16 protein-coding genes and 1 pseudogene are annotated in these 17524 nt (G+C 64.8%); 5 read left to right on the forward strand and 12 right to left on the reverse strand.

Features of this window, described 5'->3' with window-relative positions; genetic code table 11:
* Positions 1-49: 49 nt before the first annotated feature.
* Genes AC1DYU_RS14160 through AC1DYU_RS14175 form a run of 4 tightly spaced genes read left to right on the forward strand, consistent with a single transcriptional unit; the run spans position 50 to position 5235 of the window.
* Complete coding sequence (locus tag AC1DYU_RS14160; RefSeq protein ID WP_476792175.1) at positions 50-2752, forward strand: DUF4118 domain-containing protein; 2703 nt, start codon at positions 50-52, stop codon at positions 2750-2752.
* On the forward strand, positions 2749-3438 hold the full coding sequence (locus AC1DYU_RS14165) for a response regulator transcription factor (protein ID WP_158482722.1): 690 nt from the start codon (positions 2749-2751) through the stop codon (positions 3436-3438). The genes AC1DYU_RS14160 and AC1DYU_RS14165 overlap by 4 nt, the downstream gene beginning before the upstream one ends.
* Positions 3435-3926 (forward strand): PTS sugar transporter subunit IIA, encoded by a 492-nt coding sequence (locus AC1DYU_RS14170; RefSeq protein WP_476792176.1) that lies wholly within the window; start codon positions 3435-3437, stop codon positions 3924-3926. Before AC1DYU_RS14165 ends, AC1DYU_RS14170 begins: the two co-directional genes overlap by 4 nt.
* 34 nt (positions 3927-3960) lie before the next feature.
* Positions 3961-5235 (forward strand): glycosyltransferase, encoded by a 1275-nt coding sequence (locus AC1DYU_RS14175; protein WP_476792404.1) that lies wholly within the window; start codon positions 3961-3963, stop codon positions 5233-5235.
* Here the strand turns inward: AC1DYU_RS14175 and paoC are convergent.
* From paoC to paoA, 3 genes are read right to left on the reverse strand one after another with little or no spacing between them, the layout of a single operon-like run.
* The gene (gene paoC / locus AC1DYU_RS14180; protein WP_476792177.1) at positions 5228-7435 is read right to left on the reverse strand and encodes an aldehyde oxidoreductase molybdenum-binding subunit PaoC; all 2208 of its coding nucleotides are present in this window, start codon (positions 7433-7435) and stop codon (positions 5228-5230) included. The genes AC1DYU_RS14175 and paoC overlap by 8 nt on opposite strands.
* 4 nt (positions 7436-7439) lie before the next feature.
* The gene (locus tag AC1DYU_RS14185; RefSeq protein WP_476792178.1) at positions 7440-8390 is read right to left on the reverse strand and encodes an FAD binding domain-containing protein; all 951 of its coding nucleotides are present in this window, start codon (positions 8388-8390) and stop codon (positions 7440-7442) included.
* Positions 8387-9022 carry an aldehyde dehydrogenase iron-sulfur subunit PaoA gene (gene paoA, locus AC1DYU_RS14190; RefSeq protein WP_158482718.1) on the reverse strand — a complete coding sequence of 212 codons (636 nt, stop codon included), beginning with the start codon at positions 9020-9022 and terminating at the stop codon, positions 8387-8389. Before paoA ends, AC1DYU_RS14185 begins: the two co-directional genes overlap by 4 nt.
* A gap of 228 nt (positions 9023-9250) precedes the next feature.
* On the opposite strand from paoA, the gene AC1DYU_RS14195 reads away from it, so the two are divergent.
* Positions 9251-9922 carry a methyl-accepting chemotaxis protein gene (locus tag AC1DYU_RS14195; RefSeq protein WP_476792179.1) on the forward strand — a complete coding sequence of 224 codons (672 nt, stop codon included), beginning with the start codon at positions 9251-9253 and terminating at the stop codon, positions 9920-9922.
* Between the two features lie 260 nt (positions 9923-10182).
* Here AC1DYU_RS14195 and AC1DYU_RS14200 read toward each other — a convergent pair.
* The 9 genes and pseudogenes from AC1DYU_RS14200 to AC1DYU_RS14240 form a co-directional block, all read right to left on the reverse strand.
* A pseudogene (locus AC1DYU_RS14200) lies at positions 10183-11231 on the reverse strand (class I SAM-dependent methyltransferase).
* A gap of 137 nt (positions 11232-11368) precedes the next feature.
* Complete coding sequence (locus AC1DYU_RS14205) at positions 11369-12445, reverse strand: alpha/beta fold hydrolase (protein ID WP_476792180.1); 1077 nt, start codon at positions 12443-12445, stop codon at positions 11369-11371.
* A 217-nt stretch (positions 12446-12662) separates the two neighbouring features.
* On the reverse strand, positions 12663-12938 hold the full coding sequence (locus AC1DYU_RS14210; RefSeq protein ID WP_476792405.1) for an SPOR domain-containing protein: 276 nt from the start codon (positions 12936-12938) through the stop codon (positions 12663-12665).
* A complete protein-coding gene (locus tag AC1DYU_RS14215; RefSeq protein ID WP_476792181.1) occupies positions 12939-13412 on the reverse strand; it encodes a hypothetical protein in 474 nt (157 codons plus the stop codon).
* 69 nt (positions 13413-13481) lie between these two features.
* Entirely contained in the window at positions 13482-14381 is a 900-nt protein-coding gene (locus AC1DYU_RS14220) for a hypothetical protein (protein ID WP_476792182.1), read from the reverse strand.
* Between the two features lie 139 nt (positions 14382-14520).
* On the reverse strand, positions 14521-15378 hold the full coding sequence (locus AC1DYU_RS14225) for a hypothetical protein (protein WP_476792183.1): 858 nt from the start codon (positions 15376-15378) through the stop codon (positions 14521-14523).
* A 70-nt stretch (positions 15379-15448) separates the two neighbouring features.
* A complete protein-coding gene (locus AC1DYU_RS14230; protein WP_476792184.1) occupies positions 15449-16396 on the reverse strand; it encodes a hypothetical protein in 948 nt (315 codons plus the stop codon).
* Between the two features lie 79 nt (positions 16397-16475).
* A complete protein-coding gene (locus AC1DYU_RS14235; protein ID WP_476792185.1) occupies positions 16476-17048 on the reverse strand; it encodes a DUF2272 domain-containing protein in 573 nt (190 codons plus the stop codon).
* A gap of 102 nt (positions 17049-17150) precedes the next feature.
* Positions 17151-17393 carry a hypothetical protein gene (locus tag AC1DYU_RS14240; protein ID WP_476792186.1) on the reverse strand — a complete coding sequence of 81 codons (243 nt, stop codon included), beginning with the start codon at positions 17391-17393 and terminating at the stop codon, positions 17151-17153.
* Between the last annotated feature and the right edge of the window lie 131 nt (positions 17394-17524).

Below are 17524 nucleotides of genomic sequence, written 5' to 3' on the forward strand. Positions count from 1 at the left end.
GGCATCGCGACGATGTCCCCGGCGGTTCCGACCCGGAAGATGAAAGCCGATGCCTGAGGACATGCGCGAGACCAGGAGCCGGCCCTCGCCGGATGCGCTGCTCGAAAGCGCCGAGCGCGAGGACCGGGGCCGCCTGAAGATTTTTCTCGGCGCGGCTCCGGGCGTCGGCAAGACCTATGAGATGCTGCTGTCGGGGCGGGCGCGCCGGGCCGATGGCGTCGATGTGGTGATCGGCGTGGTCGAGACCCACGGCCGCAAGGAGACCGAGGCTCTGGTCGAGGGCTTCGAGATCATTCCCCGCATCAGCGTCGAATACAAAGGCCGCCGACTCGAGGAAATGGATATCGACGCTATTCTGGCGCGGCGCCCGACGCTGGTCCTCGTCGATGAGCTGGCCCATACCAATGTCACCGGCAGCCGCCATCCCAAGCGCTACCTTGACGTCCAGGAGCTGCTGTCCCAGGGCATCGACGTCTACACGACCCTGAACATCCAGCATGTCGAGAGCCTCAACGACGTCGTCGCGCAGATCACCCGCATCCGGGTGCGCGAGACGGTGCCCGACTCGATCATCGACCGGGCCGATGATGTCGAGATCATCGACCTGACGCCCGACGACCTGATCAAGCGACTGCATGACGGCAAGGTCTATCTGCCCAAGACCGCGTCCAGGGCGGTCGAGAACTATTTCTCGCCGGGCAATCTGACGGCATTGCGGGAGCTGGCGCTGCGCCGCACCGCCCAGCGTGTCGACGATCAACTCCTGAGCCACATGCAGGCGCATGCCATTTCCGGCCCCTGGGCGGCGGGCGACCGCGTGCTGGTCTGCATCGACGAAGGGCCGCGCGGAGCCTCGATGGTCCGCTACGCCAAGCGTCAGGCCGACCGCCTCCGTGCACCCTGGGCCGCACTCCATATCGAGACGCCGAGCTCGGCCGGCATGGCCGAGCCCGACAAGGACCGCATCGCCGCGAGCCTGCGGCTTGCCGAGCAGCTCGGCGGCGAGGCGATCACGCTGCCCGGCCAGTCCATCGCCACCGAGATCATCCGTCATGCGGCGGGCAACAATGTCACCCACATCGTCATCGGCAAACCCGGCAAGGCGCGCTGGCGCGAGTTCTTCGAGGGTTCGGTTTCGCATGAGCTGATCCGCCAGGCAGGCGACATCAGCGTTCATGTCATCTCCGGCAATGAGCGTCACGTCGAGGGCGCGCGGCCGATGACGGCGGCCGAGCCGGAACGTTTCCGGATCTGGCCTTATCTCTGGAGCACGGTCCATGTCGGCTTGGCGCTGGCCTTCGGCACGCTGCTCTTTCGCGTGCTGGATGTGCGCAACATCGCGCTCGTATTCTTGATGGCGGTGTTGGCCTCGGCGCTTCAGTCAGGACTCCGACCCGCTCTCTTCGCATCGGTGCTCAGCGCGCTGGCGTTCAACTTCTTCTTTCTCGAACCGCTTTATACCCTCACCGTCAGCGACCCCGAAAGCGTAATCGCTCTCGGATTCTTCTTCGGCGTGGCCATCGTCGCCAGCAATCTGACGGCGCGTGTCCAGCGTCAGGCCACCGCGGCACGCCAGCGCGCGCGGACCACCGAAGATCTCTATTTGTTCTCCAGAAAGCTCGCCGGCACTGGCACGCTCGATGACGTGCTCTGGGCGAGCGCCTATCAGATCGCCTCGATGCTCAAGGTCCGGGTCGTGATCCTGCTGCCCGAGGACGGCTCGATCGCGGTGCGCGCCGGCTATCCTCCCGACGATACGCTGGTCGATGCGGACATCGCCGCCGCCCGCTGGGCCTGGGAGCACAACCGGCCGGCCGGGCGCGGTGCAGACACCCTGCCCGGCGCGAAACGGCTTTACCTGCCGCTCCGCACCGGCCGCACCGCCATCGGAGTGCTCGGCCTCGACAATGACCGCCAGGGCCCTTTGCTCACGCCAGAGCAGCAACGCCTGCTCGACGCGCTGGCCGATCAGGCGGCGGTCGCCATCGAACGCATCCAGCTTGTCGCCGATGTCGACCGGGCAAAGTTGGCAGCTGAAGCCGACCGCCTGCGTTCCGCGCTCCTGACCTCGATCTCGCATGATCTGAAGACGCCGCTCGCGGCGATCATGGGCGCGGCCGGAGCACTGCGCGACTACCCGGATGCGATCCCGCAGGCCGATCGGATCGATCTGCTCGCGACCGTCAACGACGAATCGGAACGGCTGCATCGCTTCATCGCCAATCTGCTCGACATGACCCGGATCGAATCCGGTGCAACACAGCCGAACTATTCTCTGCAATATCTCGGCGATGTCGTCGGCACGGCCCTGCGCCGCGTCGTCAAGATCGTGGCCGAGCACAGGATCGAGACGGATCTACCCGCCGATCTGCCGATGCTTCGGCTCGATCCCGTCCTGTTCGAGCAGGTTCTGTTCAATCTGATCGACAACGCCGCCAAATATGCGCCGCCTGGCTCGGCCATCCGGATCCAGGCCTGGACCGATGGCGATCAGGTGGTGCTGCAGGTGCTGGATGAGGGGCCGGGCATCCCTTCCGCTGATCTCGAACGCGTGTTCGACAGCTTCTACCGCGTCAGCAAGACCGACCATGTCCGCGCCGGGACGGGGCTGGGCCTGTCGATCTGCCGCGGCTTTGTCGAGGCCATGGGCGGGACCATCACCGCGGGCAACCGGGCCGATCGCTCCGGCTCTGTCTTCACCATCACGATGCCCGTGCCTCCCGAGGCCCTCAACCTGGAAGACATGTCATGAGTTCGACGGTGAAGGTCCTGATCGTCGATGACGAGCCGCCGATCCGGCGCCTGCTCCGCGTCGGCCTCGGAACCGAAGGCTATGCGATCAGCGAGGCCGGCAATGCGAAAGACGCGATCGAGCACGTCAGGCTCGACCGGCCGGATTTGATCCTGCTTGATCTCGGCCTACCCGACATGCCCGGTCATGAGCTGCTGCGCCGATGGCGCGACGAGCTGGTCGATCTGCCGATCCTGATCCTGTCGAGCCGTACCGATGAGGCGGGTATCGTCAAAGCGCTTGAACTCGGCGCCGATGACTATGTGACGAAGCCCTTCGGCATGAAGGAGCTGGTCGCACGCATCCGCGTCGCGCTTCGCCACAAGCTGCAGCAGCAGGGCGAGAAGCCGGTGTTCCAGACGGGCGAACTCTCGGTCGATCTGGTCAAGCGGATCGTCAGGCTCGCCGAGAAGGAGATCAAGCTGTCGCCGAAGGAATACGACATCCTGCGCCTGCTCGTGCAGCACGCCGGCAAGGTCCTGACCCATCAGTATCTGCTGAACCAGGTCTGGGGCGGATCGACCGACGTCCAGTATCTGCGCGTCTATGTTCGCCAGCTCCGCCAGAAGCTCGAACGGACGCCCGACCAGCCGCAATACATCACCACCGAAACAGGGGTGGGCTACCGGCTCCGCGAGATCGAATGAACGATCCCGTCAGCAAGCCACCCACAGTGAGTACAGCTATGAAGGCGTCGGATTTCATCGGTCCCGCAAATGTCATTCTGGGCCTTGCCGCGCCCTCCAAGGCGAAAGTCATCGAGACGATCGCGAAGCAGGCCGGCGCCGCGCTCGGCATTCCCCCCGAGGTCATTCGCGATGCCCTGCTGCGGCGCGAAAGCCTGGGCTCGACCGGCGTGGGCGACGGCGTCGCGATTCCGCATGCGCCTGTGCCGGGATTGGTCAGGCCGGTCGGCTGGCTGGCCCGCCTGAGCAAGCCGATCGACTACGACGCGATCGACGGACTGCCGGTCGATATCGTCCTCGTCCTGCTCACGCCGGCCGAGGCGCAGAAGGAGCACATCAACGTCCTCGCCTGCCTGGCCCGGCGGTTGCGCTCGCAAGACGTTCTGCAGAGCATCAGGGCCGCGAACTCGCCAAGCCAGCTTCATGAGGCCCTGGTTAGCGAACGCTAGAGCGTTTTTGATCGGCACGAAAAGAGGAAACCGGGTGCGCATCGCCATTGAAACGCTCGGCACCAGAGGCGACGTACAGCCCTATATCGCTCTTGCATTGGGGTTGATCGAGCGCGGGCACGCGGTGCAGATCGCAGGACCTGTTCAGTTCGATGCCATGGTTCGTGAACATGGCATCGCCTTCGCGGCGCTTCCGGGAGAGTTCCTCGCCCTGATGGACACGCCGGAAGGCAAGGCTGCGATTGCTGGCGGTCGAGGCTTCAGCGCCGGATTCAAACTCTTGAAGCATGTGCGTCCGTTGATGCGGCGCCTGCTGGATGACGAGTGGGCGGCCGTCAAGGCTTTCCGCCCCGATGTGATCGTCCACCACCCCAAGTCGATTGCGGCGCCACACATCGCCGAAGCTCTCGCATGTCCGCACATCCTCGCATCGCCGCTACCGGGCTTCACGCCAACCTCGGCCTTTCCCAGCCCCATGCTTCCGTTTGCGTTCCTGGGTCCGCTGAACCGCGCCAGCCATGCGCTGGCGATCAAGGGGGCGGATTTTCTGTTCGGCAAGCAGATCCGCGACTGGCGGGAAGCATCGCTGGGGCTCGCGGGCCGCCGCTCTGGCGCTGGCCTGTCCTTGGGCACGCTCTATGCCTATAGCCCGCATGTCGTGCCGGTTCCGCCCGATTGGGGCGACAATGTGCTGGTCAGCGGCTACTGGTTCCTCGACAGCCAGGAATGGCGACCGTCAGACGCGTTGACGGCATTCCTCGACGCCGGCGAGCCACCGATCTATGTCGGCTTCGGCAGCATGCCGGGGCTTGATCCCCGGGCAATGACCACGATCGTCATCGAGGCTCTCGCAAGAACCGGCAAGCGCGGTTTGCTGGCAACCGGTGGCGGGGCACTGGAGGCGCAACACGTACCCGGCAACGTCCACATGATCGCCGACGCGCCGCATGACAGGTTGTTTCCCCGGGTTGCAGCGACCGTGCATCACGGTGGCGCCGGCACCACGGCGGCGTCTCTCCGTGCAGGCAAACCCACGGCCATCTGTCCCTTCTTCGGCGACCAGCCGTTCTGGGGAAGGCGTATCGCGGAGCTGGGCGTAGGCCCTCATGCACTCAACCGAAAAACGCTGTCGAGCGAAAGCCTTGCGGTGGCGATTGCGGCGATGGACGACCCGCAGATGCGTCACCGGGCGTCTTCGCTTGGCGACGCCATCCGAAGGGAAGACGGCGTCACCGCGGCGGTGACATTCATCGAGAGCAGAGTCATCGGGCAAGCCGTCTGGCGACCTGCGCATTCACAGCTCAACTGAGCGCCGGCAATCGGTCGAGCAACTTGTCGAGGGTGATCGGATAGTGGCGCACGCGGACGCCCGTCGCGTTGTAGATCGCGTTGGCGACGGCCGCTCCCACCCCGCAGATGCCGAGCTCGCCGACGCCCTTCGCCTTCATCGGCGAGGACATCGGGTCGGTCTCGTCGAGGAACACGACGTCCTGGTGGGGGATGTCGGCGTGGACAGGAACCTCATAGCCGGCGAGGTCGTGGTTGACGAAGAAGCCGCGTCGCTTGTCGATGACGAGGTCTTCCATCAACGCTGCGCCTGCGCCCATCGTCATCGCGCCGATGACCTGGCTGCGCGCGGATTTGGGGTTCAGGATGCGACCGGCCGCACAGACCGCAAGCATGCGCCGAAGCCGTACCTCGCCGGTCGCGGCTTCGACGCCGACCTCGACGAAATGGCCGCCGAAGGTCGATTGCTGATGCGTCTCATCGAGATTGCCGAACTCGATCGTGTCCTCGCCGACGATGTCGCCTTCGCGCGCGGCGACGGCCAGCGGAACGGAACGGTTGCCGGACTTCACGGCGCCACCCTCGAAGACCGCATCCCCCGAATTGAAGCCGAGCTTCTGGACCACCGCGTCGCGCAATTTCACGCAGGCGGCGTAAACGCCGGAGGTTGCCGAATTAGCGCCCCACTGCCCGCCCGAGCCCGCTGAAACAGGAAAGCTCGAATCGCCGAGTTCGACCTTCACCTTGTCGATGGCCAGGCCCATCATCTCGGCTGCCGTCTGCGCGATGATGGTGTAGGTGCCGGTTCCGATATCCGTCATATCGGATTGGATCGTGACGATGCCGTCGCGGCCAAGGGTGGCTCGTGCACCCGACTTCATGACCAGATTGTTCCTGAACGCCGACGCGACGCCGAGACCGACGAGCCATTTGCCGTCGCGGACGCTCGCCGGCGTTGCCGACCGCTTCTCCCATCCGAAGCGCTCGGCCCCGATGCGCAGGCACTCCACGAGGCGCCGCTGCGAGAACGGCCGCTGCGGCTTTTCGGGATCGACCTGGGTATCGTTGCGGATGCGGAATTCGACCGGATCCAGGCCGAGCTTCTCCGCCATCTCGTCCATGGCGATTTCGAGCGCCATCAGCCCGGGCGCCTCGCCCGGTGCGCGCATGGCGTTGCCCTCCGGCAGGTCGAGGACGGCGAGCTTCAGCGACGTCATCCGGTTGGCGCCGGCATAAAGCAGGCGCGTCTGCTGCGTCGCGAGCTCCGGGCCGCCGCCTTTCAGATCTCCGGACCAGCTTTCATGACCTATGGCGGTGATCTTGCCGTCAGGCGTCGCGCCGATGCGGATACGCTGGATCGTCGCGGGACGGTGCGTGGTGTTGTTGAACATCATCGGCCGAGTCAGCGCGACCTTCACAGGCCGCCCTGCCGCGCGCGCACCAAGTGCCGCCAGCAGCGCATCGGCCCGGATGAAGAGCTTTCCGCCGAAGCCGCCGCCGATGAAGGGCGAGACCAGCCGGACATTCTCCTTGGGGATGCCCAGCGTCTTCGCCATGTCGCCGACGCTCCAGGCGATCATCTGGTTGGAGGTCCACAGCGTCAGCTTGTCGCCGTCCCAGGCTGCGATCGAGGCATGCGGCTCCATCATCGCGTGAGCCTGATCGGGCGTCGAATAGCTCTGGTCGAGCTTGACCGGGGCCGTGGCAAAAGCACCTGCGAAGTCGCCGACGGCGGTCTGGGTCGGGCTCTCTCCTTCGGGCTTTGCGTCCGGGGCACGATCCTTGACGGCTGCCAGATCGAACGCACCCCTGGCCTCGGCGTAGCGCACCTTGACCAGTTGGGCTGCCGCCCGGGCCTGCTCGAAGGTCGCCGCCACCACGAGCGCAACCGCCTGATGGTAATGCTCGATATCCGGGCCGCCGAGCAGCTTGGCGGTGTTGTACTTGCCCTTGCCGAGCTTGCCGGCGCTCTGCGCCGTAACGATCGTCAGCACGCCCGGAGCCCGCCGCGCGGCGGCGAGGTCCATCGAGACGATCTTTCCCTTGGCGATGGCCGAGCCGACGACATGGCCATAGGCCTGGTTGGGCGCGACATCGTGCTGCTCATAGGCATAGCGAGCCGTGCCCGTAACCTTGCGCGGGCCATCGATGCGGTCGAGCGGCTGGCCGATGACCTTGAGCTGGTCGATCGGGTTGGTGGTGGCGGGTGTGTCGAACTTCATGGCTTCAGGCCCTCGCTTCGACAAGCACGGCGGCGAGCGTGCGCTCGACCAGCGGGAGCTTGAATGCGTTGTCGTCGGTGGTCTTGGCATTCGCCAGCAGGCGCTCCGTCACGGCCCTGGCGCCTTTCGGCAGCTCAGCCTCGGCGGCCTCGATGCGCCAGGGCTTGTGGGCGACGCCGCCAAGCGCCACACGGCCGCTGCCGTCGCGCTGCACGATCGCGCCGACGGAGATCAGCGCGAAGGCGTAGGAGGCGCGGTCGCGCACCTTGCGATAGACATGCATGCCGCCGACCGGCTTGGGCAGCGTGACAGCCGTGATCAGCTCACCGGGAGCGAGCGCCGTTTCGAGCTGGGGCGTGTCGCCTGGCGCCCGATAGAACTGCGCGATCGGCAGACGCCGCGTCGTGCCATCGGGCCTCACCGTCTCGACCTGCGCATCGAGCACCCGCATCGCCACAGCCATGTCGCTGGGATGAGTGGCGATGCAGGCATCGCTCGCCCCGACGATGGCCAGGGATCGGCTGAATCCGCCAAGCGCCGAGCAGCCGCTGCCGGGCTGGCGCTTGTTGCAGGGCATGTTGGTGTCGTAGAAATACGGGCAGCGTGTGCGCTGGAGCAGATTGCCCGCCGTCGTCGCCTTGTTGCGCAACTGGCCCGAGGCGCCGGCCAGCAAAGCCCGCGACAGAACCCCGTAATCGCGTCGGATGCGGGCATCGGCGGCGAGGTCGGTGTTGCGCACCAGGGCGCCGATCCGCAGGCCGCCGTCCGGCAACGGCTCGATCGTATCGAGGGCGAGGCTGTTGACGTCGATCAGATGCCGCGGCGTCTCGATCTCCAGCTTCATCAGGTCGAGCAGGTTGGTCCCGCCCGCGATGAAGCGGGTGCCTGTGTTGCGCGCGGCCGCCGAGGCGGCCTCGGCCGGCGTACTGGCCCGTTCGTAGGTGAAGGACTTCATGCCTTCCTCCCGGAGACGTCGGTGATGGCATCGACGATGTTGGAGTAAGCTCCGCAGCGGCAGATGTTGCCGCTCATGCGCTCCCGGATTTCGGCTTCCGATCCCTCGGGAGTGGCAGTCAGGTCCGCGCTGACATGGCTGGGGACGCCGGCCTTGATCTCGTCGAGAACGCCGACAGCCGAACAGATCTGGCCCGGCGTGCAGTATCCGCACTGGAAGCCGTCATGCTTGACGAAGGCGGCTTGCATTGGATGCAGGTTGTCCGGCGTGCCGAGGCCCTCGATCGTGGTGACGCGCTGGCCCTGATGCATGACGGCAAGCGTCAGGCAGGAATTGATCCGCCGGCCATCGACGAGGACCGTGCAGGCGCCGCATTGGCCGTGGTCGCAGCCCTTCTTGGTGCCGTTCAGGTGGAGGTGTTCGCGCAGCGCATCGAGCAGCGTCGTGCGTGCATCGAGACTGAACTCGCGTTGCGCGCCGTTCACCTCGAACGAGACAGGCGCGATGACGGGGCCGATATCGGCCGGGGCTTGGGCCGCCAGCCGCGAAGACGACGAGGTCGTCGCGACCGCAGCTGCGGTGCCGATCAGGAGGTCGCGGCGTGTCGCCGCCAGATCGCTGGGAAAATGCATGCTCGCTCCGGAATTGACGCTGCTCGCAGAGACCTCGCCTTGACCGGGCATCCCATGGAGACGCCGGTGCGAGGCCGCACGGCGCGGCTGGCTGCTTTCCAAACGGCTCAGAGTTTGGAAGCGTTCCAGAAGCAGGGTCGATTGGGGTTATGAGGCCTGCTCATCAATCCGGTCTCGCGCCTGGATTGGCAGCTACGGGCTGTTGAACGCCGTGCATGGACTGGAGGAGTGCATGAGGGGCGGCTGCTGACCAACCTGCTGGCCTTGAACGCGGCGGTGGAAGCGGCCCGGGCGGGCGATGCCGGCAAGGGCTTCGCCGTCGTGGCCTCGGAGGTGCGCACCCTGGCGCAGCGCTCAAGCGCCGCCGCCAAGGACATCTCCGGCCTGATCTCGTCCTCGAACATGGAGGTCGGCGAGGGCGTCAAGCTGGTGCGCCAGGCCGGCGACCAGCTGAGCCAGATCCTCGGCCATTCCCGCAAGGTCGCCGCCACCATCGCCGACATCTCCTCGGCCGCCGGAGAGCAGGCCAACGGCATCGACGAGATGAGCCAGGCGGTGGCCCATCTCGACGAGATGACCCAGCAGAACGCCGCGCTGTCCGAACAGAGCGCGGCGTCGGCCGCCTCGCTCTCCTCCCGCATCGGACAGCTCAACGACCTCGTCGCCGCCTTCAAGACCGGGCAGGAGGGGGCGGTTGCTCCCGCTGCCTATCGCCCGCCGGCAGCGTCGACCTCCGAGCCGGCGCGCCTGCGCAAGCTCGCTGAAGCCGCCTTCGTGCAGACCAAGGCGCAGGCGCAGGCACCCGCGCCGCGGCCCGCAGCCGCCGCGCCGGCCGTCCGGGCACCGGCCAAGAAGGTCGCCAACAGCCGCGCCAGCGACTCAGGCTGGGAAGAGTTCTGACCGCGTCCGGCAATCGGCAGAACAGAACGGGGCCTGGATCGCGGAGCGGTTCAGTATGGGCTGACATTGTATGTCAGGACGCTCTTTCCGCTACCGGCGCCCTCAGCATGACGGACGCTCCTGAGTGAGTTCGGAAAGGCGACGACGAACATCGGCGTGGCAGCGTCGCCCACCCTGGCACAAGCGCAAGCATCGTCGGATCGCTCCGGGACTGCTGCGAGCGATGAGAAAGTTTGGGAAGCGGCGCCCATCGCACCGGCTCAGGTCGCTTCGAGCACCATGTTGAGCGGCGTCTCTGCGGCGCGGCGCACCTGACTGAACCCGCCAGAGCGGATCACCTCGGCGATCCGCTTCTCGCCCGCCTGGGCGCCCAGCGCGAGGCCTGTCTCCTGCGCCAGTGATGTCGGAACGCAGATCATCGTCGATGCAGAGTAGTAGATGCGTCCGACCGGATTGATGTTGTCATCGAGTGCATCGCCCGCCATTGGCTCGACCACCATCCATGTACCGCCGACCTTCAGTGCCTTGCGGATATGCGACGCGGCGCCTTGCGGATCGCCCATGTCGTGAAGGCAGTCGAAGCAGGTGATCAGGTCGAGGTTGCGGCCGCCGAAGTCCTGCGCCCGGCCGACCTCGAATGTCAGATTGGTCAGCCCGTGCGATCGCGCATGCGCGATGGCGGCCGCGATCGACGCGGGGTGGAAATCGTATCCGGTGAAGTGTGATTTCGGGAACGCTTGCGCCATCAGGATGGTCGAGAGCCCGTGGCCGCAGCCGACATCGGCGACTGTCGCGCCCGCCTTCAACCTGTCAACGACGCCGTTGAGCGCGGGTAGCCAATCCTGCACGAGGGCGTTGACGTAACCCGGACGGAACAGCCGCGCCACCGCGCAGAACATGCAGCCCGCCTGCTCGCCCCAGGCGACGCCGCGTCCAGTCTTGAACGCCGCCTGCACCTTCGGCTGGTTCTCGACCATCGCCGCCGCCGTGTCGAACGCACCGATCAGGTGGACCGGGCTATCGGGCTCTGCAAAGATGAAGGACTGCTCCGGCGTCAGCGAGAACGACCCGCCTTCGTGGCGCACATAGCCGGATGCCGCCTGCGCCGAGAGCCACTCGCGCACATAGCGGGCGGCACATCCGGCTGCCTCGGCAAGCTCGTCGGCGGTCGCCGGGCCGATCTCCTTCAGCGTTCTGTAGAGACCGAGCGCGTCACCGATTCGAACCAGAGGCAGCTGACCGCTCCGCCGATATCGCCAAGCACGCGGCCGACGAGTTCGTTGAGGGTGGCTTCGTCGAGTTGGGTCATGGCGGATCCTCCTTGCCCTGAGCCGGGTCCGGCAGGCTTGGAGGATGAGGGCCATCTGGTCGCCGCGCATGTGGCCGCGGTCCCGCGCGGGCGGAAAAATGCGGCTAATCGGAAGGACAGATGTCCCGCGCTCGGCGTCAATCGGTCGGGGGTTGCTCGCCGCCGAGTGCCAGGACGATCGCCTGGGACCGGCTATGCACGCCGAGCTTGCTGAAGATCACCGACAACTGGTTGCGCACCGTTTTGGCACTCTTGCCGAGCCTCTGCGCGATCGCCCGGTTGTCGAGCCCCTCTGCGATGAGCTTCAGGATCGCCGTCTCGGCAGCCGTCAGGCCGGCTTGAACGATCGCACGCGGCTGTGCAGGCTGATCCCAGCCGAGGAAGGCGGCAAGTTGAGCATGAAACACCGCCCAGGCCGGCTCATCCGGCAGCAGCACATGGTTCTTGCTCTCGAGCGGCACGAAGCGAGCGCCGGGGATCGCGGCCGCGAGCTTGCAACCCTCGCTGAACGGCACGCGCATGTCGCCGCGGCTGTGGAGTATCAAGGTCGGGACGCTGATTTTCCTGGAAAGTTCGGCCACATCGATTCCCTGCATATTGCTAAGCAGTTGAGCGGCGACGTCCGCGCTCGCGGTAACCCGCTCGAGATCGCCCCACCAGCGATGCTGTTCGGGCGTTCCGTCGGGGATGAAGAGATTGGTGAAGAACTGGCAGAATGCTGGATTGTCACGCCCCCATCCGATGCGGATGAAATTCACCAGCGTCTCAGCCTCCAGTCGTTCGGCCTCCGTCTGCGCGCGAGCCCTTCCGCCTTGGCCATAAGCGTTGAGCAGAACCAGATGCGATACGCGTTCGGGATGACGGAGTGCATAGGCGACCGCGAGCGCGCCGCCCTGCGAGAGACCGAGAAGCACGAAGCGCGGTTCGTCGATCGACTCCGCCACGGCATCCAGGTCCGCGTTCCACGCCTCGATCGAAAGATCGGCGACATATCGCTCGGACAGGCCGCTACCGCGCGGATCGTATCTCACGAAACGGCTTCGAGCTGAAAGCGCCTGAAGCCAGGGGCGCCAGACCGGGCTTTCGAGGTCGTAGTCGACGTGGCTCAGCCAATGCGCCGCGCGCAGGATCACCGGTCCTTCTCCGCACGATGCGACTGCGATGCGAGTGCCGTCGGCAGATGTGCAGAACCGTATGCTCTGGCTAAGCTTCATAGCCAGAGGATATCGCAGTCGGATGGGAGGCGACAGGATGGTCCGGTGGTTGTTCGGTTGGCTTACGTTGCAATACGGGAAACCGGATCGTGGCTTTCGGCCCGCGGACAAGGTCCGCTTCCTGGCATCGTCTCAACGTCCGCAAATGGCGCAGCCCGGCCTCCTGCCAGGGCAACGGCCAGCACTCAGCAAAATGGTAATCTCCGGTGACTGGTGATCATGCCGCCCCGCAGCGCACATATTTGCTCTCGATGGCGACGGCGCTCGGGCACCAGCGGTTGAATTCGCGGAGATAGGGCTGACGTCCGAGAGCCTTGGCGATCGTAGGAGCTGCGTTACTCGCAGTATCCCTCGTCGGGTAGTAAACCACAGTCCGATACCAGCCATCTTGCAGGAGGAGGCCAACCTGCTCGGACGGGAAACCTGCAGCCCGGAGCTTCCCAACTTCATGTTGCGCCGCAGCGAGGTCTCGGTCGCCGCCGCTGATGGCAATCTAAGCGCGCTCTCCCGTGCTCGCTGGTGGCGTCGTCGTGAGCGCTGCCGTGGCTTGCCGGACTTGGATGGCGCTGTCGAAATCCTGGCGGGCGGATTCCAAAATGGGCGAAGGGTCTGCCGTGGACATCCGTATCGCTGCAATCTTGCCCTGCTCAGTAGCTGAGCAGGTGCCGGCGCCGAGACAGAGCAGGAGGTGTGGTAGCTCGGCGAGCTTGGCATTGCCGTTGTCCAGCTCGGCCCGCGCCTTCGCGGCAGCTTCTTCGACGACTTCGCCGGCTTTGATGATCTTGGCTTCAATGCCGAGAAACGCAAATTTGGAGACCTCTATGCCGGCGGCAGCCAGATGTTTTGCCATGCTCCCAGCGACTCGCCCTGGCCAGATGAGCATTGCCGCCAGCAGGGCGAGGCGTAGGCCGCCAATCACGATGCCGAAGGCGAGCTTGATGCGCTCGAGAAGATCCTTCGAAGGCAATGTTATGTGATCCCTCGGAAAATGACTGTTGCCAGGGTCAGTTGAGCAGCGGCTTGGAGTTCCAGCGGGTCAAAGCGCCTTCTGCGTGGCGTCCAGCGCGGCCTTGAATTCCTTGGCCAAGGCGGTGGCCTCTTTCGCCACCGCTTGAAAGTCGCTCCAGTTGAGTTTCGCCTTGGCGAGTTTCTCGTGAGTCTTCAGAAGGTCGTCCAGGCTTTTGCGTTCGGCAGCAAAGACACCCCTCCTCCCCTTCAGCGTCTCAAGTTTGAGGAAAAACGCTTCAAACAAAGTGTTCATCTCGGCGGTCGTGACCGAGCGATCCGAGTATATCAGCCGCAACCGGTTTCGCTCGCATTCTTCCCAGGTAACGATCTCGGCGTTGATCTGCTCATTGCTCGACAGCAGCCGCCGCTTGAGGTCCTCGATGACCACAGTCAGCTTCGGGTGCGCGCCTTCCGCGTGCTTTGTGATCCTTCTCATGTCCTCAACGAGCTGGTACTGATTGAGGGATTTTGAGAAGACAGTCACGAACGGCTTGATTACGTCAATTAGACCTGAATATTGGGCTCCGAGTGGTATAGATTTCGCCTGATCGAGAGCCCCGTTCAGTTCTTCCGCGTATTTGAGATAGTTGATGTTGTCACTCAAATACCCATTCAAGGTTTCCACATAGGTAACGACGATTTTATCATAGGCCTCCTTCCTCTCTCGGCTCTTCTTAACCTCGTTTTCCGCAGTCGTCGGGCAGCTTTTGGCTGACACCTGTTCGGCGGGCCTGTGAGACAGAAAATCATGAGACAGGCTGGTAAATCTCTGCTCCGAATAGACTTGCGCCGCGAATGAAGCAGTCGCGCCCCCTGCCGCGGCGGCGGTGGTCGCCGCGGTTCCGAAATTCTGCTGACTGGCGCTGACCGTGCAGCCGCACAGGAACACCAGCGCTGAGATGCTCGCCGGCAAAGAAGATCTGTTCATGCCACCCCCCATTTTCGAAATGCTCCACCACGCGAGAACACGACGGACTTCCTGTCCCGCCGTGAGCGTTTGCCGGCCTGATCCCGTATCTCTTGTCGGCGGCCTCAGCCCGGGCGTGGTAGCTCGGGCGGAGCGTTACTCAGCTGCTCCTCTTCCCAACCGGGCCGGCAGCGCGGATGTTGACGAAGCGCTTCAGCGTGTCGAACCAGAAGGGCGCCCCGATGATCGCGGCGAGCGCGGTCAGTAGCCAGCCGGCGACAGCTAGGGCCAGGGCCGTCAGCTCCGCTTTGGGCGCCACCGTGGTGCTCCAGCCTATCGGTACTTTTGCGCGCTCAAGCTCTTTGATCATTTCGGCGCGCAAGGTCTCGCGCTTTTGCGGGTCATCGAGACTCGTTTGCCTGAGCCTCTCCTGATGCCCCTGGAGGTTTTCGGCGATCGCAGCACGAGCCTCCGGCTCGCCCGCCAGAAAGGCACCGACCTTCAGCGCGTCAAGGTTGCCGAGGCCAGCGATGCCGAATCCGATGAGGAAAAGTATCCACTGGACGCGGCGCTTGTAGAGCCCCGAGAGCCGATCCATGACACCGTCGAACCAGTCGCCGATAGCCTTGTCGAAGGCCTCGAGATCGTCGTTCGCCTGCTCAGCGAACAGACGGAGCGCACGCTTGACCTGCGAGCCATCGTTGTCCAATCCCCGAGCCGCGGTGATGACTGCCTCGCCTGCATGTCCGGTGAGATAGAGATCCTTCATTGCCTTGGTGAAGACGTCGCGCGGGATATAGGACGGACCGATCTTGTCGCCGCGGGTGTTCAGCGCCGCGACCAGCGGATGATCAAAGAAGGTCTCGGTCGTGATGCCGTCCTTAATCGCGTCACCCCCAGCTTTCAGCATCTCGCCGATCTTCTTGCGCAGGTCCTTGGCGCGTAGGTCAAGCCCCTGCGCGATCACTTCCTGCAGTGCGGTGACGAGTAGCGACGCCGTCAGGAAGAACGCGATCATGCCGATCGCGAAATCGAGAAGTGGATTCGAGATAGTCATGGCTGCATCTCCGGGCTGGTCTGGAATTGCTTCACAGGGGCAGGCGGTCATCCCCCAGGACCACGCCGGCGAAGCGGCCTTCGTCCTGCAAGATTCGGATGCTCCGCTTCACGCTGGCGATGCGCGTCGCGTGGGCAGACGCCCCGATCGTGGCGAGGCTGGCAAGCCGGCCGGCAAGCGTGCCCGCAACGAGCGCCGCCTTGATCTGGTCGCTCGTACCGCGCCCTTGATGGCGGATATCCGACACCCAAATCGCCAGACGCGGGTCCTTTCCCGCCAGATTGAACGCGTTGGCTTGTGCCTTGACCTTGCGTCGCAGAATGGCGAGGGCCACCCGGACGGAGGCCGCGACTGCGTCGGGATCGTCCAATAACCAGTGCATCAGCCTGGCGCTGTTCAGCGCCTCGATCTCGCCAGCATTGAGCGTGTCCGGGTTGAGATAGCTCATGAAGCCGACGAGTTGGTCCTCGAACTTGCCGTTGGGCCTGAGCACATTGGTGACGACCTCGAGCGACCTGAGCGCTCCGCCTTCCCGGCGATGCACCTTGCCGCTCTTCAAGGTCAGGTCCGGGAAGTAGCTGGCGGCGGCCGGCAGCGTGAGCAGCTCGCGGAACAGCAGGATCAGGTTGTCGCCCGGCGTATGCGCCGCCAGCTGGTAGAAGCCGAACGTGAAGCGGGCCCGATCATAGGTGTTGATCAGCAGGTGATGTCCGCCGGCGCTCTCGGCCACCACGGTCGGCCAGATGAAATGGGCCCACAGGCCGTTCTCGGCCTCGGCCTCAAACCTGTCGTAGTGCAGCGCCGGAATCTCATCGAGAACCCTGGTCTGATAGAGGCCGCGATGGCTGCCATCGCCGTCGCTGAACGACACGGTCTGGCCGATCAGGAAGGTCGTGGGTTCCGGCCCGTCATGGTTCGCCCGCCAACGTGTGCCCTTGGTTTGCGGATTGCCGTCGCTGACTATCGAGAAATCGGGCATGGCCACCCCCCTTCTTCAAGCTTCTCCGGAACGCCGGCCGCGATCGCTCGCGGTCGGCCGGCGTGACGATGCGAGCCCGCTATTTCAGGGTCTCGATGATGCTGATGAAGTGGTCGGGCACCGGCTGGCGAACCTTGCCGGTTGACGCCAGGCGGACGATCCGGCGGCCGACAGTGTCGTTCTCGTTGCCGCCGATCGTCAGGAGATAACGCCCCTGGGCGTCGGTGCCTGTCTCGATCACCACCGCTGAATGAGACGGATAGCTCGCATGGCTGCTCGCATGCGCGAAGTCGAAGGTATTGCCGCTTCGATTATTCTGCAGGATGTCGCCGACCTTCGGCGCGTAGTCGTCGATGCGTCGCCCCTTGAACAAGGCGGCCGGATCACCGGCATCCGCGATGGCGCGATGTACGAAGACCGAGTGCTGCGCCGAAAACCGGAACTCGGTGGCGCTGGCGCCGGCGCTCTTGACGCACCAGGACACGAAGACCGCCGACCAGGGCGTGCCGACCCCGGGGAAGGTGAGGCCGATCTCCTCCCAAAATTTCTTGATCTGCTTGCGCAATGGCAGGTCGGTTTCGTGATGATCCCGAAACTTCACATGCTGATCGGTCGCGGTTGCCGCGAGCTTGTTCTGGAATGGTGTGGGCATCGATGGAGCTCCCCGATGGTTGAGGTGTAAGGGTAGGCAGAGACCGACCGACCATCGGCGCGGGTTTTGCCCGGCGCGCGACGGCGTCTTGGCTGGATTTGGTCAGGCGTCGTCCGGCTTCTTCGGCGGGATGTCCGGCGCGGCGGCCACTGCCGTCCGCGGCCGCACGTCGCCCTCGCCGACGCGGTCCGCGAGAGCGACGAGCCAGCTGATCACCCAGCGTTCGTCGGGTGTAAGAACGGTCTTCCCGGCGGCGCGGGTGGCGATGGCCCGGAACTCTTGCCAGCGCAGGTGGAAATCTGCGACGTCCCGCACGTCGGTAGTGCAGGTCGGAGTTCGTGCCATGGCGTCACCAATCCCCTCTCGTTTCATGCATGACGCAATGTAAACGATCCCGATTTCGCCGGCGCGTGAAGAAAGTGTGAAGTCACTTTCTGTCGAAAGCTATTTGGTGCTACGTCATCTTTGGGGATTGT

The organism is Allobosea sp. P2_B12, from assembly GCF_056404835.1.